Genomic DNA, 25,894 nt, shown 5'->3' on the forward strand with positions numbered 1-25,894 from the left:
GTGTGGCGGATGCGCCGTGTGGCGGATGAGCCGTATTCAATGACGCGCTGATCGGCGAGTGGTTCGGATGAGAAGAGGAGATACGGCATGCTTGTGGAGATGGTCATCGACGGCGTGGATATGCGCGAGGACGGCACCGCGGGAGATCCCGTTGCCGACCTCCTCATCCGCGTGGCCGGCGGAGACCAGACCGCCTTCGCGGAACTCTACGACTTGCTCTCCTCGCGCGTGTTCGGACTCATCCTGCGCGTGCTCGTCAATCGCTCGCAGAGCGAAGAGGTGCTTCAGGAGGTCTTCCTGGAGATCTGGCAATCCGCGGCGCGCTTCGCTCCGAACAAAGGGCACGGACGTACCTGGATCCTCACGATCGCTCACCGCCGGGCGGTCGATCGGGTCAGAGCGTCGCAATCCAGCACGGATCGCGACGTTCGGGTCGGCATCCGCGATATCGGAGTGGCGCACGACAGCGTCGCCGAGCAGGTCGAGATGAGTATCGAGGGGGAACGGGTGGTCGCAGCACTTGCGACGCTGCCTGAACCGCAGCGTGAGGCACTCGTCCTGTCGTACTACGGCGGTTACAGTCAGAGCGAGATCTCGGTGCTCATCGGGGCACCGCTGGGCACGATCAAGACCAGGGTCAGAGACGGACTTTCACGACTTCGGAACGAAATGGGGGTGAACGCATGAACGAGAACGAATTCGCCGAACTCGCGGCAGGGAACGCCCTGCACGCGCTGTCGGATGCTGATGGGCAGCGCTATGCGGACGCCCTCAGTGCGCATCCTGAGTGGGCAGCGATCGCGGAAGGCGACGCTGAGACCGCGGCGCTGCTCGCCGATGCCACCTCGCCGGTCGTACCGCCTGCAGGTATTCGAGAGATGCTGCTCGCGCAGATCGCCACCACGCCGCAGCAGCCGTCCGAACCTCGTCGTCCAGAACCAGTGGTTTCGGATGCGTCTGAGGATGCGGCTGAGGGTGAGATACGCGCTCCGCGGCGATGGTCGCGCGTGCTGTTCACGCTCGCCGCGTCCGTCGTGCTTCTCGTCGGCATCGGGTTCGGAGCCGTGTTTCTGTCGTCGCAGCTGGCGCCACCAGCATCCGTCGTCGCTTTGGAACAGATCGAATCAGCAGCGGATGCGCAACAGGCGACGGTCGAACTGGAATCCGGCGTGCTTGCCACGGCCCACTGGTCGGAATCCGTCGGAAATGCAGTGCTGGTCACCGAAGGTCTCGACACGCTCAGCGCGGAACAGTCGTATCAGCTGTGGTTCGTGCGCGCAGGCGAGCCTGTACCCGCTGGGCTGTTCAACACGGATGCTGGATCTGCGACCGCCTTGCTCGACGGAGACATGCATGAGGGTGACATCATCGCCGTGACGGTGGAAGAAGCCGGCGGATCGCCGACGGGTCTGCCCACGACGGATCCGATAATCGCGATCCCGACCGCCTGAGCGCGAGTAGCCTGGATGGATGCCTGAGCAGTTCCACCGACCGGTTCGCCGACCATCGGCATCCTTCGACAAGCTCGTCGGAGCATCCGACTCTGCCGAAGCGCTGCGCGTGGCTCACGCCACGGCATCCGCTCTGCTGACGCGAGCCCGCGACGACGAATCCGGTGAGAGCGCGAAGCGGCTGATCGCGTTCACCAGCGAGCATGGCATCGATGACATCGCTGAGCTGTGGGCGTCGGCTCCTGCTGTCTCACTGCCCGGCGCGCTGTGGCGCCTGTACCTGCTGCAACTCGCGATCCACACTGATCCGCAGACCTCTGCGTTGCTATACGAACGAGGCAGAGTCGAGCTCGCGTCGGCGGATGCCGTCGTGGCGGGCGCGCCGGTGCCAGCGAGCCCGGAAGAGCTCGTGGCGCTCATCGACACGATCCTGCGGGGCGTGTTCCAGGGGGACTTCGCCGTTGCATTGGAACGGGCCGCGGCGTTCTGCCGGGTGCAGGTGTCAGGTGCGACGCACGCTGCTGATGACTGTGAGGCGACCGAGCCGGTGCGAGCGACAGAGCTCACCGCCCGCGCCAGACGCCTGCACACCTATGCGAATGACCTCAGTGCGGCGGCCTCACTCTGGACTGTCGGAAGTTTGACCTGAGTCGAAGACATGCCATTAGGAGCGGCGCTGTCCTGGGCAGAGTGCCCGGGCAGAGCGCCCGTAGGCAGAGAAAGACCGGGCCGCAGAAACGCCTCTCGGCGGGAGGCCGCTCAAAGCGGCAAAAATTGGAGCCCGGGGTTATGCGGCCCGGCTACTCCATTGTAACGTCCCGACGCCGACGGTATTCCCGTTGCCGCCCGGGTCGTAGAGTCGATTCATGTCCCAGCGCTTCGCTCTGATCATCGATCCCGTCCACTCCGACGAGGAGCGTGCCGACTACGCCGACACGTTCACCGTGGTGGATGCCACGGCTCCTGCCCTCAGCGTCGGTGAGCTCAGCACACAGCGCGGCGACGGGGTGTTCGAGTCGATCGGTGTGATCGACGGACACGCTCAGGAGGTCATCGCGCACCTCGAGCGTCTTGCCAACTCTGCGCGGCTGTGCGACCTCCCGGTGCCGCACCAGGAGCAGTGGCGTCAGGCGGTCGCGGTGGCAGCCGCCGAGTGCCCGGCGGGGGAGTCCGTGATCAAACTGATCCTCAGCCGTGGCGTGGAGCACGGGCCGACTCCGACGGCGTGGGTCACTGCGGCGCCGGCATCCGATTTCTCTCGTGTGCGTAGCGACGGTGTGCGCGTCGTGACCCTGGACCGTGGGTACGACCTGGATGTGGCGGAGCGCGCGCCCTGGCTGCTGCTGGGAGCCAAGACGCTGTCGTACGCAGTGAACATGGCGGCACTGCGCGAAGCGCGCAGGCGTGGGGCGGATGACGCGATCTTCCTGTCCACAGACGGCTTCGTGCTTGAGGCTCCGACGGCATCGCTGATCCTCCGCTTCGGAGACCGCTTCGTCACGCCAGCGCCCTCGGGCGGCATCCTGCACGGCACGACGCAGTTGAGCGTCTACGAGTACCTGTCGGGGCGCGGCTTCGAGACCGAGTACACGCGGATTCCGGCATCCGATCTGGTGCGAGCGGATGCCGCGTGGCTGGTCTCGAGCGTCCGTCTCGCAGCCCCGATCACATCCATCGACAGCACCTCATTGTCCGTCGACGCTGAACTCACTGCAGATGTGAACCAGTACCTTCTTTCTGCCCGAGACTGACAGCGGGCGGCGTTCGAGGCAGGATGGATACATGTCTGGCAACGCATACGAATCACGGCCATGGCTCGCGTCATACGCGGACGGCGTTCCCGCTGAGATAGCTACGCCAGCGCAGACGTTGACCGAGATGCTTGATGCGAGCGTCAAGATGTTCGGACGCCGGCCTGCGCTCGAGTTCTTCGGTGCAGTCACGAGCTACCGGGATCTGGGCGAGCAGATTCAGCGGGCGGCGGAAGGACTGCGGCGGCTGGGTGTGAAGAAGGGGGACCGTGTCGCCCTGGTTCTGCCGAACTGCCCGCAGCATGTGGTGGCCTTCTATGCGGCGCTGCGGCTGGGCGCGATCGTCGTCGAGCACAACCCGCTCTACACTCCGCGCGAACTACGCCACCAGTTTGAAGACCACGGCGCCCGCGTCGCGATCGTGTGGGACAAGAGCGTTGACACGCTCGCTGGCTTCCCCGCCGACCTCAAGCTTGAGCGCATCATTAGTGTCAACATCACGACTGCGCTCCCGTTCGCCAAACAGTTGGCCCTGCGTCTGCCTCTGAGAAAAGCGCGCGAATCCAGGAAAAAGCTGACCGGCACGCCAAAGACAAGGAATCCGCTCGCCTGGAAGAAACTGCTCGACAACCGTCGGATCTCCCGTCGTGTGGCGGGGCCCAGGCTCGAGGACGTCGCCCTGCTCCAGTACACGAGCGGCACGACCGGTGACCCGAAGGGTGCCATCCTCACGCACTCGAACTTGCGCGCGAATGCCATGCAGGGCCGTGCCTGGGTGCCAGGGCTCGTTGACGGGCAGGAGACGTTCTACGGAGTGCTGCCACTTTTTCACGCCTACGGGATGACGCTGTGTCTGACCTTCGCAATGAGTATCGGTGCGAAGCTCGTGCTGTTTCCCACCTTCGATCTCGACCTCGTGACGGATGCTGCACGCACGAGTCCGCCCACCTTCCTGCCTGCGGTGCCGCCGATCTATGATCAGCTCGCTCGCGCAGCCTCCCGCGGCACGATCGACCTGTCGACGGTGCGGTTTGCGATTTCCGGCGCCATGAGCCTGCCGGTGGAGACCGTCCGGCGCTGGGAGGAGGCCACAGGAGGGCTCCTTGTCGAGGGGTACGGCATGACAGAGGCCTCACCGGTGGCGCTCGGCAATCCGATGGGCCCGACGCGACGGCCTGGAACCGTCGGCGTGCCGTTCCCGAGCACCGAAATCCGTGTTGCCGATCCGGGTGACTCGTCCGTCGACTTGGCGCTGGGCGAACGAGGCGAACTCCTCATTCGCGGACCGCAGGTCTTCCAGGGTTACTGGGGACGCCCGGGTGACACCGCGACAGCGTTGCTTGCTGACGGGTGGCTGCGAACGGGTGACATCGCTGAGGTCTCCGCAGACGGCTTTGTAACGATCGTTGATCGGCTCAAGGAGCTCATCATCACTGGCGGCTTCAATGTATCGCCCACCGAAGTCGAGCAGGCGCTTGAGGTGCATCCAGACGTCGTCGCCGCTGCCGTCGTCGGGATCCCGCGATCGAACGGTGGTGAAGACGTCGCGGCGGCCGTCGTGCTTCGTGAAGGAGCCGAGCTCGATGCAGGCGCCCTGCGGGACTTCTGCCGAACTCGGCTCGCTTCGTACAAAGTACCCAAGCGAATCACCGCGGTCGATGATCTACCGCGGTCACTCATCGGCAAGGTGCTGCGCCGTCAAGTGCGAGATCGCATGCTCTCGGCGTAGCGACGGACGTGCTCGGCTCAGCTCAACCGAACCGACCCGACACGTAGTCCTCGGTCGCCTGTACCGCGGGAGCGGTGAAGATCGACGCGGTGTCGTTGTACTCGATGAGATTGCCGGGCTTGCCGGTGCCGGAGATGTTGAAGAATGCCGTCCGGTCACTCACGCGAGACGCCTGCTGCATGTTGTGGGTGACGATGACGACGGTGTACTGGTTCTTCAGCTCGCCGATCAGCTCTTCGATCGCGTAGGTCGAGATCGGGTCGAGTGCCGAGCACGGCTCGTCCATGAGGATGACCTGCGGCTCCACAGCGATCGCACGCGCGATGCACAAGCGCTGCTGCTGGCCACCCGAGAGGCCCGAGCCCGGCCGGTCGAGACGGTCCTTGACCTCGTTCCAGAGGTTCGCGCCGGTGAGGGCGCTCTCGACCAGAGCCTCCTGGTCGCTCTTGGACATGCGCGTGTTGTTCAGCTTGACGCCAGCGAGCACGTTCTCTTTGATCGACATGGTCGGGAACGGGTTCGGGCGCTGGAACACCATGCCCACCTGTCGACGAACGAGCACCGGGTCGACCCCGGGGCCGTACAGATCTTTGCCGTCCAGCAGTACTTCACCCTGCACGCGCGCACCCGGAATAACCTCGTGCATGCGGTTCAGCGTGCGTAGGAACGTGGACTTGCCGCAACCGGATGGTCCGATGAACGCGGTCACGCTGCGCGGCTGGATGTCGAGGGATACGCCCTCCACGGCGAGGAAGTCGCCGTAGTAGACGTTGAGGTCATTGACTTCGATGCTCTTAGACACGGGAGATTCCTTAAATATCGGGTACGACTCAGCGGCCGGAGGTCTTCGGGGCGAACCACTTCGCGATCAGTCGCGCGAGCAGGTTCAACACCATGACGATCAGGATCAGGGTGAGCGCAGATGCCCATGCGCGGTCGAGCGCGGCATCCGGGTTCGTGCCCTGGTTCATGTACTGGTTGTACGCGAACACGGGCAACGTCATCATCTGTCCGTCGAAGATGTTCGTGTTCATGCTCATTGTGAACCCGGCGGTCAGCAGGAGCGGCGCGGTTTCACCGATCACGCGAGCGATCGCCAGGGTGACCGAGGTCATGATGCCCGCGATTGAGGTGGGCAGTACGACCTTGAGGATCGTGAGCCACTTCGGAACGCCCAGCGCGTAGGCTGCTTCGCGCAGCTCGTTCGGGACGATCTTCAGCAGTTCCTCGCTGCCACGCACGACAACCGGCGTCATCAGTACGGCCAGCGCAAGTGCACCCATGATGCCCATCGAGATTCCGGGCCGGAAGATCAACGAGAACACCGCGTAGATGAACAGACCCGCGACGATCGACGGAATTCCCGTCATCACATCGACGAAGAATGTGATGCCCTTCGCGAGTCTGCCGCGGCCGTACTCGACCAGGTAGATCGAGGTCATCAGGCCGATGGGCACCGAGATCACCGTGGCGGTGAGAGTGATCAGCAGCGTGCCCCAGATGGCGTGCACGATTCCGCCGCCCTCGCCGACGACGTTGCGCATCGAGAACGAGAAGAACTCCGCATCAAAGCGGTTGAGACCGTTCGACACGACGGTCCAGAGCAGAGAGATGAGCGGCAGTAGGGCGATCAGGAACGCTGTCGCGACGAGCGCCGTCATCAGCCGGTCGACGGCCTTGCGACGGCTTTCCACGATCATCGACAGGACCGTGATCAGCACCATGTAGAGCACGATGCCGATGATGGATGCGCCCACCACGTTGAAGTCGGCTGGGTCCTGGCCGATGCTCGCAACGCCGAACACGGCGAACGAGATCACGAGTGACAGCAGCAGCAGAGCCCATGGAGCCCACTTCGGAAGTCTGCCGGAGGTGAGAGAGACGTTGGGGGCGAGCGAAACGCTGGCGGCTTCTGCGATGGTCATGTCAGTTCGCTCCCGAGAACTCGGCGCGGCGGGCAACGATCCAGCGCGCCAACGCATTGACCGCGAAGGTCACGACGAAGAGGATGAGGCCGGTCGCGATGAGCGTGTTGACGCCGGTGCCATGCGCTTCGGGGAAGGCAAGGGCGATGTTCGCGGGAATCGGCGTGGGGTTGGTGGCGGTGATCACCAGGAAGCTGACGACAGCTGCCGGTGAGAGCACCATCGTGACGGCCATCGTCTCGCCGAGTGCGCGGCCGAGGGCGAGCATTGCCGCAGAGACCATGCCGCCGCGGGCGAAGGGAAGGACGGCCATCCGCACCATTTCCCAGCGTGTCGCGCCGAGTGCGAGCGCTGCCTCTTCGTGGAGCGTTGGCGTCTGCAGGAATACCTCACGGGAGATCGCTGTCATGATCGGAATGCACATCACGGCGAGCACCAGAGCAGCTGTCAGAATCGTCTTTCCGGTCGAGGAGACCTGACCCTGGAAGAACGGGATCCAGCTCGCGTTCTCGCTCAGCCATGCGTAGATGGGCTGGAGCAGCGGGGCCAGCACGAGGCCACCCCACAGGCCGAAGACGACCGAGGGAACGGCGGCGAGCAGGTCGATGATGTAGCCGAGGAAGGATGCAAGTTTGCGGGGCGCGTAGTGCGAGATGAAAAGCGCGATGCCGATTGAGATCGGAGCGGCGATGACCAACGCCATGAACGCGGCCCAGAGCGTGCCGAAAACCAGCGGCCAGACGTACGTCAAGAACGACTCGCCCTTGAGGATGTGGTTGTCGCTGGTGTCGGCCTGGAATGTGGGGATGCTCTGGATGATGAGGAACGTGGCGACGGCCGCGAGGACCACGAGGATGATGATTCCGGCGCTGAGTGCGGTGCCAGAGAACACACGGTCGCCGAGCCTCTGCTTGGCGGTGATCGGGGCCGGCGGATCGGTGCGCGCGGTCTGTACCTGCTCGGTCGTGCTCATGTTCTCCCTGTTTCGGGCGGAGGAGTCGGGGTGAAGCGTAGCGTGCTCATTGCTGCCCTCGCACCTGTTCGGGGTGCGAGGGCAGCAATATCAGTTCTGTACAGTCAAGCTGCGATCAGCCGACCTGGATCATGTCGATTGCAGCGAGCACCTGCTCGCGCAGGCCGTCCGAGATCGGGGCGTTGCCGGCGTTCTCTTCTGCAGCAGCCTGGCCCTCGGGGCTGGCGATGTAGGTGAAGTACGCCTTGACGAGCGCTGCGATGTTCGTGTCCTCGTACTGCTCGCAGCCGATCAGGTAGCTGACCAGAGCGATCGGGTACGCGCCACCCGTGGCCGAAGCAGGGTCAACGTCGAACACGAGGTCTCCGTCGCCACGGCCTTCGACGAGCGGGGAGTTCTCGACCAGGAGGGATGCTGCCTCTGCCGAGTAAGGGACGAATTCGCCGTCAACCTCGACGTGGACCTGACCGAGGTCGCCAGCCTGCGAGGCGTCCAGGAAGCCGATCGCTCCGTTGCCGGCAGTGATCGCCTGCTTCACACCTGAGGTGCCCTGAGCGGCTTCGCCGCCCTCGATCGGCCAAACGTCAGCGGCCTCGAAGGTCCAGACATCTGCCGCGGTCGCGCTGAGGTACGAGGTGAAAGTCTCCTGCGTGCCGGACGGGTCGGAGCGGTGCACCGGCGAGATGGCCAGGTCGGGCAGCTCGACGCCGTCATTCAGGGCGGCGATGGCCGGGTCGTTCCAGTTAGCAATGGTTCCGGCGAAGACGCCCGCGATGGCGGCGGCATCCAGGTTCAGTGTGTCGACGCCTTCGATGTTGAACGCGACGGCGACCGGGGAGATGTAGAGCGGAACCTCGACGATGTCGTCAGTGGTGCACGCGCCGAAGCCGCCGGCGGCGACTTCCTCGTCGTTGAACGCACGGTCGGAGCCGATGAAGTTGCTGCCGCCTTCGAGGAAGTTCTCGCGGCCAGTGCCGGAGCCGGTGGGCTCGTAGTTGACGGTGACGTCGCTGTTGGCGGTCTGGAAAGCGGCGACCCATGCTTCCTGGGCCGCTGCCTGCGAGGAAGCGCCCGTGGCGTCGATGGTGCCGGACAGCTCGGATGCGGTGGTGTCATCGCTGGGCGCGGCGGATGTGTCGTCGGCGGGAGCTTCGTTCGCGGCACAGCCGGCGAGAGCGAGGGCGGCGATGGCGCCGATGGCGCCAATTCGGGCGATTCGGGAGATCTTCACTGTGGATCCTTCGATCGTGGATGGTTGAGGCCCGGTGCAGGGCACACAGTGACGCTAGGCGCGGCGGTTAACGAGATTCTCCCGTGCAGGTAAACGGAAGGTGAACGACTGGCGACCCCTTGGGGTAGGGATCGGTCAGATCTTCGGAACGTGCGTCTCGATCGAGATGATGCCCGAACCGGGGTTTGTCGCTGACAGATGCGCGACAGAGAAGGCGCCGACCTCGAGATCTGCGGCGCTGCTGACGTAGGAGCCGCGCAACGTTCCGGTCGCGAGCGCGAGCTCGGTGAGGATGTCTGGAAGCACGGGGCCGTGGCTGCAGAGTACGGCGGGCTTGCGTGAGCGCACGCGCTTGCCAATCACAGCGCGCACGTCCGATCGCCCCTCTTCCCAGGCGTCTTGGCTGATGCGCTCCGTCTCCACCGGCTTGCGGTCGAGGGCCTTCGCAAGCGGTGCGACGGTCTGCACGCAGCGTGTGGCGTCGCTGGTGATGATCTTGCGGATGCCGAAGGCGCGCAGCGGCGCGACGATGGCCGCCGCCTGCCGCTTGCCGCGCTCGGTCAGCGGACGCGAAGCATCCGACATCGCCCACTCGGAGCGACTGACTGCCTTCGCATGCCGCAGTGCGATGATCGGAAACGTGTGCAGCACGCCATCGTCGACGAGTCGTTCGAACTCATCGAGAATTTCCAGATCCACCGGATAGCTGAGGCACTTTCGTGCTTTCTTCAGGCTCATCCATTCCAGCGCGGCGATCTCATGATTCGGCACGAAAGCGGAGTTGCGAATCGCCTCCTCGGTTGCCTCAGCAGCCCAGTAGTGCACGACCTTCTGACGCTTGGGACGCATGAAATAACGGCTGACGCCCACCGGAACTCCGAGGCTCACCCGGATGCCGGTTTCCTCATGCACTTCACGCACCGCCGTCTGGGCGAGCATCTCACCAGGGTCGACTTTGCCTTTGGGGAGTGTCACATCACGGTACTTCGTGCGATGGATCAGGAGGATACGGAGCTTGCCCTCGACCAATCGCCACACGACGGCGCCCGCCGCGTACACGGCCTTGTCGTCGCGCACGCCGATCTCCATCGTCGTCATCGCACCGACCGCGTGCGACGGCGCCGTTGGATCTGGCTCATCGTCTTGTCCTGCAGATCGATGAGTGGATTTCCCTCAGCATCAGTGGAGCGGCGCTCCCAGACACCCTCTGCACCGAGATGCCAGGAGGTGGTGCCATCATCCATGGCGAGGTCGAAGAATGCCAACAGCTCTTTGATGTGAGCCGCGTCGGTCACTCGCACCAGGGCCTCGACTCGTCGGTCGAGATTTCGGTGCATCATGTCTGCGCTGCCGATGTGAATCTGGGGGTCGCCGGCATTGTCGAACGCGAAGATCCGGGAGTGCTCAAGATAGCGTCCAAGGATGCTGCGTACGGTGATGTTGTCGCTGATGCCTGGCAGGTCGACCTTGATGCTGCAGATGCCGCGCACCCACACGTCGACCTTGACCCCGGCCTGGCTCGCACGATAGAGAGCATCGATGATCTCCTCGTCGACCATCGAGTTGACCTTGATGCGAATGTGAGCGCGACCGCCTGCCTCGGCGTTCTTTCGCTCGTTGTCGATCTGGCGAAGGAGCCCCTTGCGCAGGTGCAGGGGAGCGACCAGAAGTCGCTTGAACTTCTTCTCGATCGCGTAGCCGCTGAGCTCGTTGAACAGTCGGGTGAGGTCCTTGCCCACCTGCGCATCCGCGGTGAACAGGCCGAAGTCTTCGTAGACGCGGCTCGTCTTCGGGTTGTAGTTGCCCGTGCCGACGTGTGAATAATGCTGCAGCATCCCGCCTTCCTCACGGATGACGAGAGCGAGCTTGCAGTGCGTCTTCAGGCCCACGAGCCCGTATACGACATGCACGCCGGCCTTTTCGAGCTTGCGCGCCCAGACGATGTTGTTCGCTTCGTCGAAGCGGGCCTTGACCTCGACGAGGGCGAGCACCTGTTTTCCTGCCTCGGCCGCGTCGATCAACGCTTGCACGATGGGGCTGTCTCCCGAGGTGCGGTACAGCGTCTGCTTGATCGCGAGCACGTGCGGGTCGCGCGCTGCCTGCTCGAGGAATGCCTGCACACTCGTCGCGAACGACTCGTACGGGTGGTGCACGAGCACGTCGTTCTTGCGGATCGCGGCGAAGATGTCGGCGCGGCTGTTCGAGCCGGTGGGTTGGAAGGCGACTGCCGTCGTCGGCAGATGCGGCGGATAGCGCAGATCGGGGCGGTTGACGCGGGAGAGGGAAAATAGTCCGCGCAGATCGAGCGGACTGGGGAGGCGGTAGACCTCCTGATCGGTGATGTCGAGCTCTTTGATCAGCAGATCAAGGGTCACGTCATCCATGTCGTCTGCGATCTCGAGCCGGATCGGCGGTCCGAATCGGCGTCGGAGCAGCTCGGCTTCGAGCGCCTGAATCAGGTTCTCGCTCTCGTCCTCCTCGATCTCCACATCCTCGTTGCGGGTGAGGCGGAATGCGTGATGATCGAGCACCTCCATCCCCGGGAAGAGATCGCCGAGGTGATTCGAGAGTAAATCCTCGAGCGGCAGGAATCGCTTGATCTCACTGGTACCAGGCACCTCGACAAGTCGCGGCAGCATCGGTGGCACCTTGAGCCTGGCGAATTCCTGCCGGCCGGTGCGCGCGTTGCGGATGCGGATCGCGAGGTTCAGTGAGAGCCCCGAGATGTAGGGGAACGGGTGCGCCGGGTCAACCGCAAGCGGCATGAGCACAGGGAAGACGTGCAGTTGGAAGTACTCGGTGAGGGCGGCACGCTCAGCATCGGTGAGTGCGTCCCATTCGGTGATCTCGATCCCGGCATCCGCCAGAGCAGGTCGAACGAGTTCGGTCCACGCGGCGGCGTGCCTCCGCTGCAGGGCATGGGCCTCGTTGGAAATATCAGCGAGGACATCCGAGGGTGATCTGCCTACGTTTGTGGGAATGGCGAGTCCGGTGAGGATGCGGCGCTTGAGGCCGGCCACGCGCACCATGAAGAATTCGTCAAGGTTGCTCGCGAAGATCGCCAGGAAGTTCGCTCGCTCGAGTTCTGGGAGGCTCGAGTCCTCGGCCAGTTCCAGAACGCGTTGATTGAACGCCAGCCAGCTGATCTCGCGGTCGTGGTACCGGTGGTCAGGCAGCAGCGAGTCCGGGGACTCGATGGCGTCGAAGTCATCGTCCTCAGCGTCACCGAGGCCAGCGTCTGCGAAAGCGGGTTCGATCATGCTGTATATCTTGGCATTGCCAGGTGACACGTGTGTGAACGAGTCAATGCAGTGTCACGGGGACGTGGCAGCCAACTGCTCTTCGTCGTACACATTGAAGCGGTACCCGACGTTGCGAACGGTGCCGATGATCTGTTCCTGGTCGCCGAGTTTTGCGCGCAGCCGACGCACGTGCACGTCGACAGTGCGTGTGCCGCCGAAGTAGTCGTAGCCCCACACTTCGCTCAGCAGTTGTTCGCGAGTGAATACGCGTGACGGATGCGTGGCGAGGAAGTGCAGCAGCTGAAACTCCTTGTAGGTGAGATCCAGCACCTTGCCGTGCAGTTTGGCGGAGTACGACTGTTCATCGATCGAGACGCCGGATGCCTGCACTCTGGTGGGCGCGGCACTGGCATCGCTGCGAGCGATCGCCAGTCGGATGCGCGCATCGGTCTCCGCCGGGCCAGCATTCGTGAGCAGCACATCGTCGATGCCCCAGTCTCCGGAGACGGCGCTCATACCGCCTTCCGTGACGACGAGCAGAAGCGGAGCGTCCTGGCCGGTCGTGCGCAGCAACTTGCACAGCGACTTGGCACCGGCGAGGTCGTGTCTGCCATCGACGATCACGATCTCGCTCTCGGGCGCGCTCACGAGTTGAGCGGGTTCTGCAAGGATCTGGCGCACACGATGACTGAGCAGATCGAGGGCGGGCAGAACCTGCTCCGATGTGGGAGCAGAAGTCAGAACAAGGATCAGAGCCACGCACTTTCCTTTCGGGCGACGAGGTCGACGCCCTGCACGGCGATCGGGGGAAGCCGTGCGCCAATGATACCGAGCGAGAGCCGACGTCGTGACCTGCTGTGGGTGCATTCCGCGACGAATGCGTAACAATGGACTCATGCCTGAACCCGCTCTCGCACCGCGTAGCCCACTGAGTGGCGTCGCCGTCGTGTGGGCTGCCGCCCTCATTGCTGCGGTCGTCATCGGTATCTTCGTGCCGGAGGAGTGGCGGTTCCAGTGGCTGCTTGTCGGTTTCGGTGGCGCGATTCTGCTCGCCTTCGCTTTGCAGCTCTGGTACGGCCAGACCAAGGGGTTCATTTTCCGGCTGGCCGCGAGCGTGACCGGCGCACTGCTGCTGCTCGGCATGGTCTCGGCGGGTTTCGCTCTGGCTGCGCTGGTCCCTGCCTGAGGCACTCGCCGCGAGGGCTGACAGCAAGAGTAGAGTGGTGTCATGGACCTTGTCGCTCTTGAACTCTTCTTCATCGGTCTGCTGGGCCTTGCGAGTCTCGCGATCTTCTTCGTCGCCGGTGTGGTGCTTCGGAACCTGTTCCGCGGCCAGCGCTGAGCGCAATGATCGAGCTTCCTACCGACCTTCCTGCTGATCTCGCGCCGCTGAGCTGGCTCATCGGCGTCTGGGAAGGCACCGGGGTCATCGATTACACCGCGGATGATCACCGATTCCAAGGCGAGTTCACCCATCGGGTGAGCTTCAGCCACGACGGCACCGGGTACTTGAATTATTCCGCGACAGCGTGGATGGCAGCGGCAGAGGGCGAAGCATCCGTGCCGCTCGTTGCCGAGATGGGTTTCTGGCGCATCGCTCGTCCTGCGACAGCGGCAGATGCCGGTCCGGCCCTGTTGCCACCGGTCGGCGCCGCCCCGGTGCGTACCGTTCACGACGTCGAGTTGCTTCGCACTTCATCCGGCGGCTTCCCGCTGGAGGTGTCGGTCGCGCACTCTGACGGCGCGCTTGAGCTGTATTTGGGCGAAATCAACGGCCCTCGTGTCGACATCGTGACCGATGCGATCGTGCGCGGTGCAGGCGGCAAGGAATACCGCGCAGCTAGCCGTATGTATGGCCTGGTCGATGATCACCTGCTCTGGGCCTGGGACATCGCCGCTCTCGGCGCCACGCTGGCGTCGCACGCATCCGCTCGTCTGGCGAGGGTCTGATGATGTCGACACTTATCGAGGCCTTTGCCGCACTTCCTGGCGCAGTCGAAACCGACGGCGTCCTCATGCACCTGGGCGACCCCATGCGAGAGCAGCGTCGTCTACTCGCAGGCAGCGCCATCGCGCCGCTGGGGGATCGCGCTGTGATCGAAGTGGCCGGGGAAGACCGCCTGAGCTGGCTGGACTCCATCACTTCGCAGGCCGTTGCCCGTCTGCGCGCAGGTGACAGCACTGAGCTGCTCGTGCTTGATCCGCAGGGGCGCGTCGAACACGCTGCCGGTGTCTTCGAAGACGGCTCGTCCGTGTGGCTGATCGCAGACGCCGCAGATGCCGAGCCTCTCGCCGCCTGGCTGAAGCGCATGGTCTTCCGCTCGCGTGTCACGGTGACCGTGCGCACAGAGCTTGGACTGCTCGGTTTCTTCGCCGGCGGGGATGCAGAGGCCACGGCACGCGCGATCGCGGCAGCACCCAATGGCACGCCGCTCGTATGGTCTGATCCATGGAGCACTGTGCAGCCTGGCGGGCATCAGTATGCAAATGTCGAGCAGCATCCCGCCGCTGATTACGCGTGGCGTGTAGCGATCGTCGAGGCGGATGCCGTTGCATCCGCTGTCCCCACATTCGATGCCGCTGGCATTCTCGCGGTCGAGGCGCTGCGTATCGCAGCCTGGAGGCCGCGCTGGGCCAGCGAGGTCGATGAGCGTTCGCTGCCGCACGAGGCAGACTGGATCCGCAGTGCGGTGCACCTGAACAAGGGCTGCTACCGCGGTCAGGAGACGGTCGCGAAGGTGCACAATCTCGGGCACCCGCCGCGCCGCCTTGCCGCCCTGCACCTTGATGGCAGCGATGCCGTACTGCCGGAGCCGGGGGCTGCGGTCTTCGCAGGTGACGCAGAGGTCGGGCACATCACCTCAGTGGCCAGGCACTATGAAGACGGACCGATCGCGCTGGCGATGCTGTCGCGCCGTGCGCCGACCGTTGAGTTGGTCGTGCGGGCAGAGGGCATCGATGTCCCCGCGGCGCAGCAGGTGATCGTGCCGGCGGATGCCGGTGCCACCGCCGATGTGCCCAGGCTCACTCGGCTCTCTCGTCGTGCCGAAGGACAGGATCCGCGCAAAGCGTAGCAAGGCGGACGCGACTGGGTGATGTTCTCCGGCCTCGCGATATCGTGGGCGGATGTCGCAGCCGGTAAAGACCCGCACGCTCTGGGTAGATCTTCCTGAAGGGATCCATGTCGAGTGCGCGCGCCTCCTCGGCGGGCCAGTGACCTCGACGGTCAGCCAAACCGGTGGTTTCTCGCCCGGCAGCGCCGATCGTGTTGCGACGTCGGATGGGCGACGTGCTTTCGTCAAGGCAGTGTGCCGTGACCACAACTCTGGAGCATTCGAGCTGCACACACGCGAGATCGAAGTGATGTCGGCGCTTCCTGCGGAAGTCAGCGCACCTCGGCTGCTCGGATCATGGACCGCGGATGACTGGGTCGCTTTGATCCTTGAGGACGTGGAGGCCCGCCATCCGGGTGAGTTGCTCGACGGTTCCGACACCGTCGCTGTGCTCGATGCTTTCGCGACGTTGCCGGTGGTCTCCGGGTCGGCACTCGCATCGCTGCCCTTGGCATCTGAGGAGTTCACCGCTGAACGGGACAGTTGGGCTGCAATTACCGCCGATGACGCGGGCGCGGATCTGCCGCAGTGGGTGCTGGGCTCGTATGAGAGGCTGCGGCGAGCGGCCTCAGATGTATGCGAAGCGGTCGACGGTGAGTATCTGATGCATCTGGATGGCCGGGCCGACAATATCCTCATCGATCGTGCGGGCAAGGCCTGGATCATCGATTGGCCGTGGGCTGCTGTCGGCGCGAGGTGGGTCGATGGGGTGGATTACTTGCTCGATGCCAGGCTGCGCGGCGAGACGGTAGACGCGGAGCACCTGCTGCGCACTCACGAGCTGTTCGAGGGCGTGTCGGCTGAGGAAATCGACGCGGTTCTCGCGGGAGCGATCGGCCGTTGGTTCGACCAGGCGCGTAGGCCCGCCCCACCGAATATGCCGACCATCCGTTCCTTCCAGCGCAGCGAAGCGCTTGCAGGTGTGGCCTGGCTGCAGGAGCGCTGGGGCTGAGATAGCCGAACTCAGCGCGGCGCGACGGCGCTCCACGGCACTGTGAGCTCGCCGAGTCGCCAGCGGCTGCGGCCGCCCAGGACTGGCCATCCCTGCTCCTTGAGTGCCTTCGCAGCAGCGAGAAATCGCTGCGTCGCGCCGAAGGTCGACAGTGGCGCAGCACGGTCCCATTCCCGATCCAGGCCGACGAGCAGGTCGTGCACGCGTTCACCTGGCACGTTTCGGTGGATGAGTGCTTTGGGCAGCCGCTCGGCGACGATGCTGGGCTGGTCAAGCTCGGCCAGCCGCAGTGAGATCGTGAAACGTTGAGGCTGCCCGTCGCCGGTGACGTCGATCCAGCTGGCGATCCGCCCGATCTCGTCACAGGTGCCCTCGAACAGCAGTCCCTGCGGAGCGAGCCGGGCAGCCATCGACGCCCATGCGGCCGGAACTTCCGATTCGTCATACTGGCGCAGCACGTTCATCGCTCGGATCGCTGCCGGGCGCCTGCCGTCGATCATGGGCACTTCGAACCCGCCACGCGCGAAGGAGACGCGAAGATCGGGGGAGAAGGGCGTGCGCCCCGCGCGCACATCCTCTAGCTGTCTGCGCGCGGTGGCGACGCGTTCAGGATCGAGTTCGAAGCCGATGACCTCGGCATCCGCACGCACCCGGCCGAGCCTGGTTGCCAACTCGAACGCGGTCACACCGCTGGCGCCGAATCCCAGATCGATTACCAATGGATCTGCGGCAGTGCGAAATGCGTCGCTGGCGGCGATCCAGCGATCGTTACGGCGCAGTCTGTTCGTGCCCGTGGTGCCCCTGGTGGGATGCCCGAGTGGAGATGACGCCATGCATCCATCCTGCCATCGGCGGCGAGGGCTCTCGATAGACTGGAGCCATGACGCGCACCCTCATCCTGCTCCGCCACGGCCAGAGCGAGTGGAACGAACTGAACCTGTTCACCGGCTGGGTGGATGTCCGACTCACCGAACAGGGCAAGAACGAAGCTCGCCGCGGCGGCGAACTGCTCGCCGAGTCCGGCCTGCTGCCCGACGTTCTGCACACCTCGCTGCTCAGCCGCGCGATCCAGACCGCGGATATCGCGCTGGATGCCGCCGACCGCCTGTGGATCCCGGTGACCCGCTCCTGGCGGCTCAACGAGCGTCACTACGGCGCTCTGCAGGGCAAAGACAAGGCGCAGACGCTGGAGGAGTTCGGTCCAGAGCAGTTCCAGCTGTGGCGTCGCTCGTTCGACGTGCCACCGCCCCTGCTCGATGACGCCAGCGAGTTCAGCCAGGTGAACGACCCCCGCTACGTCGGCATCGACGGTGAGGTGCCCCGCACCGAGTCGCTTTCAATCGTCATCGACCGCATGCTGCCCTACTGGGAGAGCGCGATCGTTCCTGACCTCGAAGCAGGCAAGACCGTCCTCGTCGCCGCGCATGGCAACTCGCTGCGCGGCCTTGTCAAGCACCTGGACGGCATCAGTGACGACGCGATCGCCGAGCTGAACATCCCCACCGGCATCCCGCTGATCTACGAGTTGGACGAGAACAACGTTCCCACCGGTCCTGGTCGCTACCTCGACCCCGAGGCTGCTGCCGCTGGAGCCGCCGCCGTCGCATCCCAGGGCAAGAAGTAACGCCGAACCCGGGTAAAAGCCGAGGGCCCGTGATGCAGACATCTGCATCACGGGCCCTCGGCTTTAGGTAGGTAGGTAGGGCGTCAGGCCAGGCCCTTGCCGTCGCTGCCCGCAGCATCGGCCGCAGCTTGAGCGATATCGTCCTCACGGATGTCCCAGTCGCCAGTGGCGAGGTAGACGACCTTCTTGGCTACAGCAACCGCGTGGTCCGCGAAGCGCTCGTGGTAACGGCTGGCGAGTGTGGCATCGACGGTCGCATTCGCCTCACCCTTCCAGGTGTCGCTGAGCACCTTCTCGAACACGCGGGCGTGCAGCTCGTCGACCTCGTCATCCGCGTTGCGGATGGTGTCGGCCAAGCGCAGGTCCTGCGTTCGCAGCAGCTCTGAGAGCGTACGGGCGATCTCGACATCCTGCTCGCCCATCTTCGTGAAAGTGCTCTTGAGCCCCTTCGGAATGGCGCGCTCAGGGAAGCGCATGCGAGCGAGCTGGGCGATGTGCTCTGACATGTCGCCCATGCGCTCCAGGGAAGCGCTCACACGCAGAGCGAAGACGACGATGCGAAGATCGCGCGCGACCGGCTGCTGACGCGCGAGGATCTCAATGGCCTGCTCGTCGAGCTTGAGGGCCAGGTCGTCAATCTTCGAGTCGTCGGCGATCACCTCTTCAGCAAGCGATACGTCGCTGGTGGCGAAGGCGCGGGTGGCTTTGTCGATGGAGACCGTGACAAGGTCAGCGATCTCCACGAGGCGAGACTGCAGGTCCTCGAGGGACTGGTGGAAGACTTCGCGCATGTGCGGCGCAACCTTTCGTTCGGATCTCGGGCGGTTCCGGCCGGCCGATGGGGGGAGCAGCGGTGTTCGCACGCCCACAGCGATTGTGTTCGTTGAAGGTTAACGAACGGTGCCCAGTATGTGAATACTAGTTCGACGCTTCCCGCCCTGATGCGGAAACTCGCCGAAGTTCGGGTGAACGCACTCTACGCTTGAGACATGTCCCCGCCGCAGATCACGTTCCTTGCACTTGCTGTGGGCTTAGTGATCGGCGGGGGGTTATCGGCTCTCATCGTGTGGGCGTATCGGGCGCGCGCGAAGGTCGTAGAGGAATCTTCCGCCACCGTTCCGCAGGGCACGGCGGACGTGCTCGACAGCATGGATGACGCGGCCTGTGTCATTGACACGTCGGGGCTCGTACTCGCGACCTCCCATGCTGCTGCGCGGTTCGGGATCGACGTCGGTGAGACGCTTGACAACCAAGAGTTGCGCCAGCTCGTGCGCACGGTGCGCTCGATCGGAGCATCCACGACCGAGACGATGAGAATCACGCGCCCCGGCATGAGCCTGGACCCACGACTGGTGTCGGCGCGAGCCAGCACGCTGGGGCCGCGGCTGACGCTGTTGATCATCCGCGATGTCACCGAGCAGGAACGATTGGATCAGGTGCGCCGCGACTTCGTCGCCAACACCAGCCATGAGCTGAAGACGCCGGTCGGCGCGGTGAGCCTGCTCGCTGAGGCGATCGAATCGGCGGCAGATGACCCGGCACAGGTGCGCATCTTTGCCGCTCGCATCTCGGCAGAGGCATCGCGTCTCGGCCAGCTCACCGGTCGTATCATGAGCCTGTCTCGTCTGCAGGCGGCTGATGGGATCACTGATTTCGACCCGGTTGCCATCGACGAGGTCGTCACGGCGTCCGTCGAGGCGCATGCCGTGCAGGCCGATTCCGCTGGCGTCGAGCTTCTTCGCGGTGGTGATCGAGGTGCTTTCGTGCGTGGTGACGCGCAGATTCTCATCGAGGCGGTCAGCAACCTCATCGCGAACGCGATCGTCTACTCATCGAACGGCTCTCGGGTGGGCATCGGCATCAAGATTGAGGGCGAAACCGTTGAGATTGCGGTGTCGGATCAGGGCATCGGGATCACCGAATCTGACCGCGAACGCATCTTCGAGCGCTTCTATCGCGCAGATGAAGCGCGTTCGAGGCGAACTGGTGGCACCGGCCTCGGCCTCTCGATCGTGAAGCACGCCACCCAACGGCACGGAGGCGAGGTGCGCTTGTGGTCGCGCCCCGGCCGCGGATCAACTTTCACCATTGTCCTGCCACGAATCGAAGCGCCGGTAACGGAAGACGCCGACCGGAAGATCAAGAAGAAGCGCGCGCGGAAAGCGGCCAAGGCTGTCGCATCCAATCGCGTCCGAAACGGAGACACCGCATGACTCGCATCCTGATCGTCGAGGACGAACCCGACCTCGCGGACCCGCTTGCTTACCTGATGCGCCGCGAAGGCTACGAGGTGGAGATCGCAGAGGACGGCCCTGGCGCCCTCACCGCGTTCGGAGAACGCGGCGCAGACATCGTGCTGCTCGACCTCATGCTTCCCGGTATGCCGGGCACTGAGGTGTGCAGGCAGATCCGCTCCACGTCCACTGTGCCGATCATCATGGTCACGGCAAAGGATTCCGAAGTGGACATCGTCGTCGGACTGGAGTTGGGCGCAGACGACTACATCACCAAGCCGTACTCGTCTCGCGAACTGCTTGCTCGCATGCGCGCGGTACTGCGTCGGGTCGTGCAGGCCGACAGCGACCTCGACGAGCGTGTGCTCGACGGTGGCAGGGTCGCACTCGACATCGATCGGCACACGGTCACTGTCGCAGGTGCGGGAATCAACATGCCGTTGAAGGAGTTCGAGCTGCTCGAGCTGCTGATGCGTAATTCCGGCAGGGTGCTCACACGTGGTCAACTGATCGACCGAGTGTGGGGCAGCGACTACTTCGGAGACACCAAGACGCTTGACGTGCATATCAAACGCATCCGCTCGCGAATCGAGGAGAACCCCAGTGAACCGGTCATGCTGGTGACCGTTCGCGGACTGGGCTATCGCTTCGAGGGCTGAGTGAACAAAGAGAGGCCGGCACCCGTATGGGTGCCGGCCTCTCGTCAGCTGGTGCTGATGAGGATCAGTGTCAGTCCTGTGGAACCAGGTCTGCGTAGTACGAGAGAGCTCCGTCGAGGACGGGCACTTCGGCGCTGGCTCCGGTGGCGTCGCCAGACTGGAAGTACAGCTCGATGGTGGCCCCAGGCATCGTGTTGAGATCTTCGATGCGCAGCGGCTCAGCGTTCGCGCCAAGGCTCAAGGTGTCGCCCGCGCCGACGCGGACGGTGAGAGTTTCGCCGCCCGCGATCTCCACGGTGAGCTTCTCGGCCTTGTCGGTGTCGTTGACGATGGCTGCGACGAGGTTGCCGGTGGAGCCGTCTTCCGTTGCGATAATCATCGCGTTGCGGATCGCGAGAGGCCCGTCCGAGTCGGGGATGTTCACCCCATCAGACGCTGAGTACTGGATGTCGGTCGACTGCGGGGTGATGAAGGTGCATCCCGTCGCGCCGAGCAGAACAAGGGCGCTGACGGCGGCAGACGCTACAAGGCGCGATTTCACGAGTCCTCCTGAAAGGCTTTGGGGTATCCGTACCTATTCTATGGGTATCGGTGATGCTGCTCAGGATCGCTGCGGCGGCGAACCTTAGCGCATCTTGCCTGTGGTATTCTGGAGGTTGCCGAAAGGACACGATTTTATGCTTTTTGAGGTTGGCGAAACCGTCGTCTATCCGCACCATGGAGCCGCGACGATCATCGAGGTCAAAGATCGCGTCATCAAGGGCGAGACGAAGAAATATCTGAAGCTCAATGTCACCCAGGGTGACCTCATCATTGAGGTGCCCGCTGAGAACGTCGATCTAGTCGGCGTTCGTGATGTCATCGGCCAGGAGGGGCTCGACAACGTGTTCGAGGTGCTGCGTGCGCCGTTCACGGAAGAGCCCACGAACTGGTCTCGTCGTTACAAGGCGAACCTTGAGAAGCTCGCCTCCGGCGACGTGATCAAGGTAAGCGAGGTCGTTCGCGACCTGTGGCGTCGCGATCAGGACCGCGGCCTGTCCGCTGGTGAGAAGCGCATGCTCGCAAAGGCTCGTCAGATCCTCATCTCCGAGCTCGCGCTCGCTGAGAAGTGCGACGAGGACAAGGCCGGCGTCATCCTTGACGAGGTCTTGGCTTCCTGAGCCACGAGAAGTTGACCACGAGAACCTTGACCACGAGGACCTAGTCCACGAGAAACGTCGTGCCGCATGAAGAACATGCGTGCACGACGTTTTTCATTTTGCGGGTCGATTCTCGGGCCGTGAGCGGGGCGACGGTAGCCTGAGCATGTGACCGTCGTGCCAGAACTCCTGCCTGTGCCCAGTGTGGCGATCATTGTCGTCGCGGCCGGTTCCGGCTCCCGATTGGCGGCGGGAGCACCAAAGGCGTTCGTCGGAATCGACGCGCGTTCGGTGCTTCGACATGCCCTCGACGGCGTGTTTGCAGCCGGTCCAGCCCAAGTCATCGTCGTCGCGCCTGCTGGGCACGAAGGCGATGCAGAGACGGCTCTGCTCGAGGCTGCCGGTAATCGACGAGAGCTCGGCCGTGTCGTTGTCGGCGGCGATACCAGACAGCAGTCGGTGGCTGCGGGCCTCGGCGCGCTGTGGGGTGACATCACGACAGTGCTCGTGCATGACGCCGCGCGCGCACTGACCCCCTCGTCGCAGATCGATGCCATCGTTGCTGCCGTGACGAACGACGCGGGAGCCATCCCGGCACTGGCGGTCATCGACACCATAAAGAGGGTGGAAGCCGGCGACATCGTCGCCGCAGTCGACCGCTCCGAGCTCGCCGCTGCACAGACACCGCAAGGATTTCCGCGCGAACTGTTGGAGGCGTCCTATGCGGCCGCGCTTGCGTCGGGGGCGGAGTACACCGACGATGCCGCACTGTTCGCGGCGGCCGGCTATCCGGTGCGACACATTAAGGGGTCGCCGATGGCATTCAAAATCACGACGCCCGCAGATCTAGAGCGTGCGCGGCAGATTCTCGCCGGACCAGTGGCGTCCGCGCCGATCATTCCTCGCGTGGGATTAGGCACAGACGTGCACGCTTTCGGTGGGGAGGGAAACCTCTGGCTCGCCGGGCTCGAATGGCCGGGGGAGCCGGCGCTGTCCGGACATTCGGATGGCGACGTGGTCGCGCACGCGATTGTCGACGCCCTCTTAGGGGCGGCCGGACTCGGAGACATCGGCCAACACTTCGGAACCGCGCATCCCGAGTATGCCGGAGCACATGGTGAGGTGTTCCTCGCTCGCACGCGTGAGATTCTCGCTGAGGCCGGCTTCGCGATCGGCAACGTCTCCGTGCAGTTCCAAGGCAATCGTCCACGCTTCAGTGCGCGACGGGCAGAGGCCGAAGCGGTGCTGTCAGCGGCGCTTGGTGGCATCCCGGTCTCCGCATCGGCGACGACGACAGACGGGCTCGGCTTCGCTGGACGCAGTGAAGGCATCGCTGCGACCGCCGTCGCCCTCGTCTTGCCCGTAGCGAGCCCGCCGCGCTCGGCATCCTCACAACGCTGAGTTCAGCAAGGTCACGCTCAGGGGATGCGGGAGCGGGCCGAGTAAGCTATAGCAGTGACTCTCCGCCTCCATGACACTCGCGCACAGCAGCTGCGTGACTTCGTGCCTCTCGACCCCGAGAACGTCACGATGTATGTGTGTGGTCCGACGGTGCAGTCAGGACCGCACATCGGGCATGTCCGCGCGGCGCTGAGCTTCGACATTCTTCGTCGCTGGCTCGCGCATCGCTACGGGCGCGTGACCTTCGTACGCAACGTCACCGACATCGATGACAAGGTGCTCGCGAACGCGTCCGACTCGGAGCCCTGGTGGGCGCTCGCCTACCGGATCGAGCAGGAGTTCACCGCGGCATATGCCGGCATCGGCATCCTGTCGCCCACGTATGAGCCTCGAGCGACAGCATCCATTCCGCAGATGCAGGAACTCATCTCGACGCTCATCGAGCGGGGGCATGCGTACCCTGCACCCGACGGATCGGGTGACGTCTACTTCGACGTCCATTCTTGGGCAGAATATGGTGCGCTCACGCACCAGTCTGTCGATGCGATGGAGGCGGCAGAGGATGCCGACCCTCGCGGCAAGCGGAATCCCCAGGACTTCGCCCTCTGGAAGGGTGCCAAGTCAGGCGAGCCGGCTGACGCCACCTGGGAATCGCCGTGGGGCGCTGGCCGCCCCGGCTGGCACATCGAGTGCTCGGCGATGGCAAAGCGGTATCTCGGTGCGGAATTCGACATCCACGGCGGCGGCCTCGATCTGCGCTTCCCGCATCACGAGAACGAGCTCGCGCAGTCGGCTGCGGCCGGTGACCCTTTCGCCCGGTACTGGATGCACAACGGCCTCGTCACCGTCGATGGCCAGAAGATGTCGAAGTCGCTTGGAAATTTCACTCTCGCCGCGGGTGTGCTCGCCGATCATGATCCGCTCGTGATCCGCTACGCGCTCGCCGCTGCGCACTACCGCTCAAGCCTTGACCTGTCGGCGTCGTCCTATGCAGAGGCTGAAGCCGCTCTCGGACGCATTGACACATTCTGGCAGCGGGTGCTGCGCGCAGCGGATGCTGATCCTGCTGTTCTCGTGCCCTCAGAGCTTCCGGATGCGTTCGTTGCCGCGATGGACGATGATCTCGGTGTGCCGCAGGCTCTGGCCGCCGTGCACGAGGCGGTTCGAGCGGGAAACTCGGCATTGGATGCTGGCGACACAGATACCGCGATTCAGGCGGCTCGTGCGCTCGCCGCGATGCTCGACGTGCTCGGCCTGGACGGCGCGGTCACGGCCGTCGCAGGAGGAGCCGAGGCATCCGCTCTCGACGCTCTCGTGCAGACGATGATCACGCAACGCGCTCAGGCGCGGGCCGACAAGGACTGGGCAACGGCTGACCGCATCCGCGACGCGATCGCGGCGGCAGGCATTGCTTTGGAAGACACAGCAGACGGAACTCATTGGAGTATTGATGGCTAAGCCACCGCGCCCCGGCGCACACAACGGTAAGAAGAAGGGCCCGCTCAAGGGCACAGGCGGACTCGGACGCAAGTCTCTCGAAGGTCGTGGCCCCACGCCCAAGGCAGAGGACCGCGCCTGGCACGTTGCAGGCAAGCGCAAGGCCGCGAACGAGCGTTACGCCGCGGCAGGCGGCAAGGGCCGTCCACCCGGCGCACGCTCGAGCAGCGGCGGCGGCGGCGGGAGCAACCCGAACCGCGCGCCGAAGTCGAAGGCCGGAGACGACACCGAGAACGTCACCGGTCGTAACTCGGTGCTTGAGGCACTTCGGGCGAAGATCCCCGCGACCGCGTTCTATATCGCGCAGCGCGTCGAGATGGACGATCGTGTGAAGGAGATGCTCTCGATCGCGACGGGTCGCGGCATCCCGGTGATGGAAGTCACTCGTCAGGAACTTGACCGCATGGCCGGCTTCGACGGCGTGCACCAGGGCGTCGCGCTCAAGGTGCCGCCGTACGAGTACGCGCACCCGCAGGACCTGCTGGAGCAGGTCATCAGCCGCGGTGAGCTGCCGCTGTTCGTGGCGCTCGACGGCATCACCGACCCGCGCAACCTCGGTGCGATCATTCGCTCGACGGCCGCCTTCGGCGGCCACGGCATCATCCTGCCGCAGCGTCGCTCTGCGGGTGTGAACTCGGCGGCCTGGAAGACCAGTGCGGGCGCCGCAGCACGCATCCCGGTGGCGATGGCGACGAACCTCACCACGCAGCTGAAGGAATTCAAGAAGCAGGGCGTATTCGTGATCGGCCTTGATGGTGGCGGCGATGTTTCACTGCCCGCGCTTCAGCTGGCAGACCGTCCCGTGGTCATCGTCGTGGGCTCTGAGGGCAAGGGGCTCTCGCGCCTTGTCACCGAGAACTGCGACCAGATCATCTCGATTCCGATTTCGGCGGCGACCGAGTCGCTGAACGCCGGCATCGCCGCATCCGTCGCGCTGTACCAGGTGTCGACGGTGCGGGCACAGCTCTGACCA

General features: G+C 64.4%; 26 protein-coding genes. 16 read left to right on the forward strand and 10 right to left on the reverse strand.

The window, feature by feature from the left end:
• Positions 1 to 87 precede the first annotated feature (87 nt).
• The 5 genes from sigK (at position 88) to AC1C2Q_RS14020 (ending at position 4,931) form a co-directional block, all read left to right on the forward strand.
• Complete coding sequence (gene sigK / locus AC1C2Q_RS14000) at positions 88 to 687, forward strand: ECF RNA polymerase sigma factor SigK (RefSeq protein WP_495431830.1); 600 nt, start codon at positions 88 to 90, stop codon at positions 685 to 687.
• A complete protein-coding gene (locus AC1C2Q_RS14005; RefSeq protein ID WP_495450631.1) occupies positions 684 to 1,451 on the forward strand; it encodes an anti-sigma factor in 768 nt (255 codons plus the stop codon). The genes sigK and AC1C2Q_RS14005 overlap by 4 nt, the downstream gene beginning before the upstream one ends.
• A gap of 19 nt (positions 1,452 to 1,470) precedes the next feature.
• Entirely contained in the window at positions 1,471 to 2,100 is a 630-nt protein-coding gene (locus AC1C2Q_RS14010) for a DNA-directed RNA polymerase subunit beta (protein ID WP_495431832.1), read from the forward strand.
• A gap of 217 nt (positions 2,101 to 2,317) precedes the next feature.
• Positions 2,318 to 3,202: an aminodeoxychorismate lyase gene (locus tag AC1C2Q_RS14015; protein ID WP_495450632.1), complete on the forward strand. Its 885-nt coding sequence runs from the start codon at positions 2,318 to 2,320 to the stop codon at positions 3,200 to 3,202.
• 31 nt (positions 3,203 to 3,233) lie between these two features.
• Positions 3,234 to 4,931 carry a long-chain-fatty-acid--CoA ligase gene (locus AC1C2Q_RS14020; protein ID WP_495450633.1) on the forward strand — a complete coding sequence of 566 codons (1,698 nt, stop codon included), beginning with the start codon at positions 3,234 to 3,236 and terminating at the stop codon, positions 4,929 to 4,931.
• 22 nt (positions 4,932 to 4,953) lie between these two features.
• Here the strand turns inward: AC1C2Q_RS14020 and pstB are convergent, their stop codons facing one another.
• From pstB to AC1C2Q_RS14055, 7 genes are all read right to left on the reverse strand, one after another.
• The gene (gene pstB, locus AC1C2Q_RS14025; protein WP_495431835.1) at positions 4,954 to 5,733 is read right to left on the reverse strand and encodes a phosphate ABC transporter ATP-binding protein PstB; all 780 of its coding nucleotides are present in this window, start codon (positions 5,731 to 5,733) and stop codon (positions 4,954 to 4,956) included.
• Positions 5,734 to 5,761: 28 nt separating this feature from the next.
• A complete protein-coding gene (gene pstA, locus AC1C2Q_RS14030; RefSeq protein WP_495450634.1) occupies positions 5,762 to 6,856 on the reverse strand; it encodes a phosphate ABC transporter permease PstA in 1,095 nt (364 codons plus the stop codon).
• 1 nt (position 6,857) lies between these two features.
• On the reverse strand, positions 6,858 to 7,829 hold the full coding sequence (gene pstC, locus AC1C2Q_RS14035) for a phosphate ABC transporter permease subunit PstC (protein WP_495450635.1): 972 nt from the start codon (positions 7,827 to 7,829) through the stop codon (positions 6,858 to 6,860).
• Positions 7,830 to 7,944: 115 nt separating this feature from the next.
• Positions 7,945 to 9,060 carry a phosphate ABC transporter substrate-binding protein PstS gene (locus AC1C2Q_RS14040; RefSeq protein WP_495450636.1) on the reverse strand — a complete coding sequence of 372 codons (1,116 nt, stop codon included), beginning with the start codon at positions 9,058 to 9,060 and terminating at the stop codon, positions 7,945 to 7,947.
• A gap of 135 nt (positions 9,061 to 9,195) precedes the next feature.
• Positions 9,196 to 10,158 (reverse strand): NUDIX hydrolase, encoded by a 963-nt coding sequence (locus AC1C2Q_RS14045; protein ID WP_495450637.1) that lies wholly within the window; start codon positions 10,156 to 10,158, stop codon positions 9,196 to 9,198.
• Positions 10,155 to 12,320, reverse strand: coding sequence for an RNA degradosome polyphosphate kinase (locus AC1C2Q_RS14050; protein ID WP_495431840.1), 2,166 nt, complete (start codon positions 12,318 to 12,320; stop codon positions 10,155 to 10,157). Before AC1C2Q_RS14050 ends, AC1C2Q_RS14045 begins: the two co-directional genes overlap by 4 nt.
• A 54-nt stretch (positions 12,321 to 12,374) precedes the next feature.
• The gene (locus tag AC1C2Q_RS14055) at positions 12,375 to 13,061 is read right to left on the reverse strand and encodes a winged helix family transcriptional regulator (protein ID WP_495431841.1); all 687 of its coding nucleotides are present in this window, start codon (positions 13,059 to 13,061) and stop codon (positions 12,375 to 12,377) included.
• A gap of 136 nt (positions 13,062 to 13,197) precedes the next feature.
• Between AC1C2Q_RS14055 and AC1C2Q_RS14060 the strand changes: the two genes are divergently transcribed.
• The 4 genes from AC1C2Q_RS14060 (at position 13,198) to AC1C2Q_RS14075 (ending at position 16,367) form a co-directional block, all read left to right on the forward strand.
• On the forward strand, positions 13,198 to 13,488 hold the full coding sequence (locus tag AC1C2Q_RS14060; RefSeq protein ID WP_495431842.1) for a hypothetical protein: 291 nt from the start codon (positions 13,198 to 13,200) through the stop codon (positions 13,486 to 13,488).
• A 161-nt stretch (positions 13,489 to 13,649) separates the two neighbouring features.
• Positions 13,650 to 14,252, forward strand: coding sequence for a heme-binding beta-barrel domain-containing protein (locus AC1C2Q_RS14065; protein WP_495431843.1), 603 nt, complete (start codon positions 13,650 to 13,652; stop codon positions 14,250 to 14,252).
• Between the two features lie 2 nt (positions 14,253 to 14,254).
• The gene (gene ygfZ, locus AC1C2Q_RS14070) at positions 14,255 to 15,376 is read left to right on the forward strand and encodes a CAF17-like 4Fe-4S cluster assembly/insertion protein YgfZ (RefSeq protein WP_495450638.1); all 1,122 of its coding nucleotides are present in this window, start codon (positions 14,255 to 14,257) and stop codon (positions 15,374 to 15,376) included.
• Positions 15,377 to 15,428: 52 nt separating this feature from the next.
• Positions 15,429 to 16,367 (forward strand): phosphotransferase family protein, encoded by a 939-nt coding sequence (locus AC1C2Q_RS14075; protein ID WP_495450639.1) that lies wholly within the window; start codon positions 15,429 to 15,431, stop codon positions 16,365 to 16,367.
• A gap of 11 nt (positions 16,368 to 16,378) precedes the next feature.
• Here AC1C2Q_RS14075 and AC1C2Q_RS14080 read toward each other — a convergent pair whose 3' ends face one another.
• Positions 16,379 to 17,200: a class I SAM-dependent methyltransferase gene (locus tag AC1C2Q_RS14080; protein ID WP_495450640.1), complete on the reverse strand. Its 822-nt coding sequence runs from the start codon at positions 17,198 to 17,200 to the stop codon at positions 16,379 to 16,381.
• Between the two features lie 47 nt (positions 17,201 to 17,247).
• Here AC1C2Q_RS14080 and AC1C2Q_RS14085 point away from each other — a divergent pair, with 47 nt between their 5' ends.
• Positions 17,248 to 17,991, forward strand: a complete 744-nt coding sequence (locus AC1C2Q_RS14085; RefSeq protein WP_495450641.1) for a phosphoglyceromutase — start codon at positions 17,248 to 17,250, stop codon at positions 17,989 to 17,991.
• An 83-nt stretch (positions 17,992 to 18,074) separates the two neighbouring features.
• Here the strand turns inward: AC1C2Q_RS14085 and phoU are convergent, their stop codons facing one another.
• The gene (gene phoU / locus AC1C2Q_RS14090; RefSeq protein ID WP_495450642.1) at positions 18,075 to 18,782 is read right to left on the reverse strand and encodes a phosphate signaling complex protein PhoU; all 708 of its coding nucleotides are present in this window, start codon (positions 18,780 to 18,782) and stop codon (positions 18,075 to 18,077) included.
• A 198-nt stretch (positions 18,783 to 18,980) separates the two neighbouring features.
• Between phoU and AC1C2Q_RS14095 the strand changes: the two genes are divergently transcribed.
• Together AC1C2Q_RS14095 and AC1C2Q_RS14100 are read left to right on the forward strand one after the other, a co-directional pair.
• A complete protein-coding gene (locus AC1C2Q_RS14095; RefSeq protein WP_495431847.1) occupies positions 18,981 to 20,204 on the forward strand; it encodes a sensor histidine kinase in 1,224 nt (407 codons plus the stop codon).
• Positions 20,201 to 20,884, forward strand: a complete 684-nt coding sequence (locus AC1C2Q_RS14100) for a response regulator (protein WP_495431848.1) — start codon at positions 20,201 to 20,203, stop codon at positions 20,882 to 20,884. The genes AC1C2Q_RS14095 and AC1C2Q_RS14100 overlap by 4 nt, the downstream gene beginning before the upstream one ends.
• A 70-nt stretch (positions 20,885 to 20,954) precedes the next feature.
• Here the strand turns inward: AC1C2Q_RS14100 and AC1C2Q_RS14105 are convergent, their stop codons facing one another.
• Entirely contained in the window at positions 20,955 to 21,425 is a 471-nt protein-coding gene (locus AC1C2Q_RS14105; protein ID WP_495431849.1) for a DNA modification methylase, read from the reverse strand.
• 136 nt (positions 21,426 to 21,561) lie between these two features.
• On the opposite strand from AC1C2Q_RS14105, the gene AC1C2Q_RS14110 reads away from it, so the two are divergent.
• From AC1C2Q_RS14110 to rlmB, 4 genes are all read left to right on the forward strand, one after another.
• Positions 21,562 to 22,044, forward strand: a complete 483-nt coding sequence (locus AC1C2Q_RS14110) for a CarD family transcriptional regulator (RefSeq protein WP_495431850.1) — start codon at positions 21,562 to 21,564, stop codon at positions 22,042 to 22,044.
• 147 nt (positions 22,045 to 22,191) lie between these two features.
• Positions 22,192 to 23,424 carry a 2-C-methyl-D-erythritol 4-phosphate cytidylyltransferase gene (ispD, locus tag AC1C2Q_RS14115; RefSeq protein ID WP_495450643.1) on the forward strand — a complete coding sequence of 411 codons (1,233 nt, stop codon included), beginning with the start codon at positions 22,192 to 22,194 and terminating at the stop codon, positions 23,422 to 23,424.
• Between the two features lie 54 nt (positions 23,425 to 23,478).
• Complete coding sequence (gene cysS, locus AC1C2Q_RS14120; RefSeq protein ID WP_495450644.1) at positions 23,479 to 24,882, forward strand: cysteine--tRNA ligase; 1,404 nt, start codon at positions 23,479 to 23,481, stop codon at positions 24,880 to 24,882.
• A complete protein-coding gene (gene rlmB, locus AC1C2Q_RS14125; RefSeq protein WP_495450645.1) occupies positions 24,875 to 25,891 on the forward strand; it encodes a 23S rRNA (guanosine(2251)-2'-O)-methyltransferase RlmB in 1,017 nt (338 codons plus the stop codon). Before cysS ends, rlmB begins: the two co-directional genes overlap by 8 nt.
• Positions 25,892 to 25,894 lie beyond the last annotated feature (3 nt).

The organism is Microbacterium sp. Y356, from assembly GCF_059445355.1.

Coding starts and splice junctions, on each gene's coding strand:
- sigK (WP_495431830.1), top strand. CDS start 88: ATGCTTGTGGAGATGGTCATCGACGGCGTGGATATGCGCGAGGACGGC.
- AC1C2Q_RS14005 (WP_495450631.1), top strand. CDS start 684: ATGAACGAGAACGAATTCGCCGAACTCGCGGCAGGGAACGCCCTGCAC.
- AC1C2Q_RS14010 (WP_495431832.1), top strand. CDS start 1,471: ATGCCTGAGCAGTTCCACCGACCGGTTCGCCGACCATCGGCATCCTTC.
- AC1C2Q_RS14015 (WP_495450632.1), top strand. CDS start 2,318: ATGTCCCAGCGCTTCGCTCTGATCATCGATCCCGTCCACTCCGACGAG.
- AC1C2Q_RS14020 (WP_495450633.1), top strand. CDS start 3,234: ATGTCTGGCAACGCATACGAATCACGGCCATGGCTCGCGTCATACGCG.
- pstA (WP_495450634.1), bottom strand. CDS start 6,856: ATGACCATCGCAGAAGCCGCCAGCGTTTCGCTCGCCCCCAACGTCTCT.
- pstC (WP_495450635.1), bottom strand. CDS start 7,829: ATGAGCACGACCGAGCAGGTACAGACCGCGCGCACCGATCCGCCGGCC.
- AC1C2Q_RS14045 (WP_495450637.1), bottom strand. CDS start 10,158: ATGACGACGATGGAGATCGGCGTGCGCGACGACAAGGCCGTGTACGCG.
- AC1C2Q_RS14050 (WP_495431840.1), bottom strand. CDS start 12,320: ATGATCGAACCCGCTTTCGCAGACGCTGGCCTCGGTGACGCTGAGGAC.
- AC1C2Q_RS14060 (WP_495431842.1), top strand. CDS start 13,198: ATGCCTGAACCCGCTCTCGCACCGCGTAGCCCACTGAGTGGCGTCGCC.
- AC1C2Q_RS14065 (WP_495431843.1), top strand. CDS start 13,650: ATGATCGAGCTTCCTACCGACCTTCCTGCTGATCTCGCGCCGCTGAGC.
- ygfZ (WP_495450638.1), top strand. CDS start 14,255: ATGTCGACACTTATCGAGGCCTTTGCCGCACTTCCTGGCGCAGTCGAA.
- AC1C2Q_RS14075 (WP_495450639.1), top strand. CDS start 15,429: ATGTCGCAGCCGGTAAAGACCCGCACGCTCTGGGTAGATCTTCCTGAA.
- AC1C2Q_RS14080 (WP_495450640.1), bottom strand. CDS start 17,200: ATGGCGTCATCTCCACTCGGGCATCCCACCAGGGGCACCACGGGCACG.
- AC1C2Q_RS14085 (WP_495450641.1), top strand. CDS start 17,248: ATGACGCGCACCCTCATCCTGCTCCGCCACGGCCAGAGCGAGTGGAAC.
- phoU (WP_495450642.1), bottom strand. CDS start 18,782: ATGCGCGAAGTCTTCCACCAGTCCCTCGAGGACCTGCAGTCTCGCCTC.
- AC1C2Q_RS14095 (WP_495431847.1), top strand. CDS start 18,981: ATGTCCCCGCCGCAGATCACGTTCCTTGCACTTGCTGTGGGCTTAGTG.
- AC1C2Q_RS14100 (WP_495431848.1), top strand. CDS start 20,201: ATGACTCGCATCCTGATCGTCGAGGACGAACCCGACCTCGCGGACCCG.
- AC1C2Q_RS14110 (WP_495431850.1), top strand. CDS start 21,562: ATGCTTTTTGAGGTTGGCGAAACCGTCGTCTATCCGCACCATGGAGCC.
- rlmB (WP_495450645.1), top strand. CDS start 24,875: ATGGCTAAGCCACCGCGCCCCGGCGCACACAACGGTAAGAAGAAGGGC.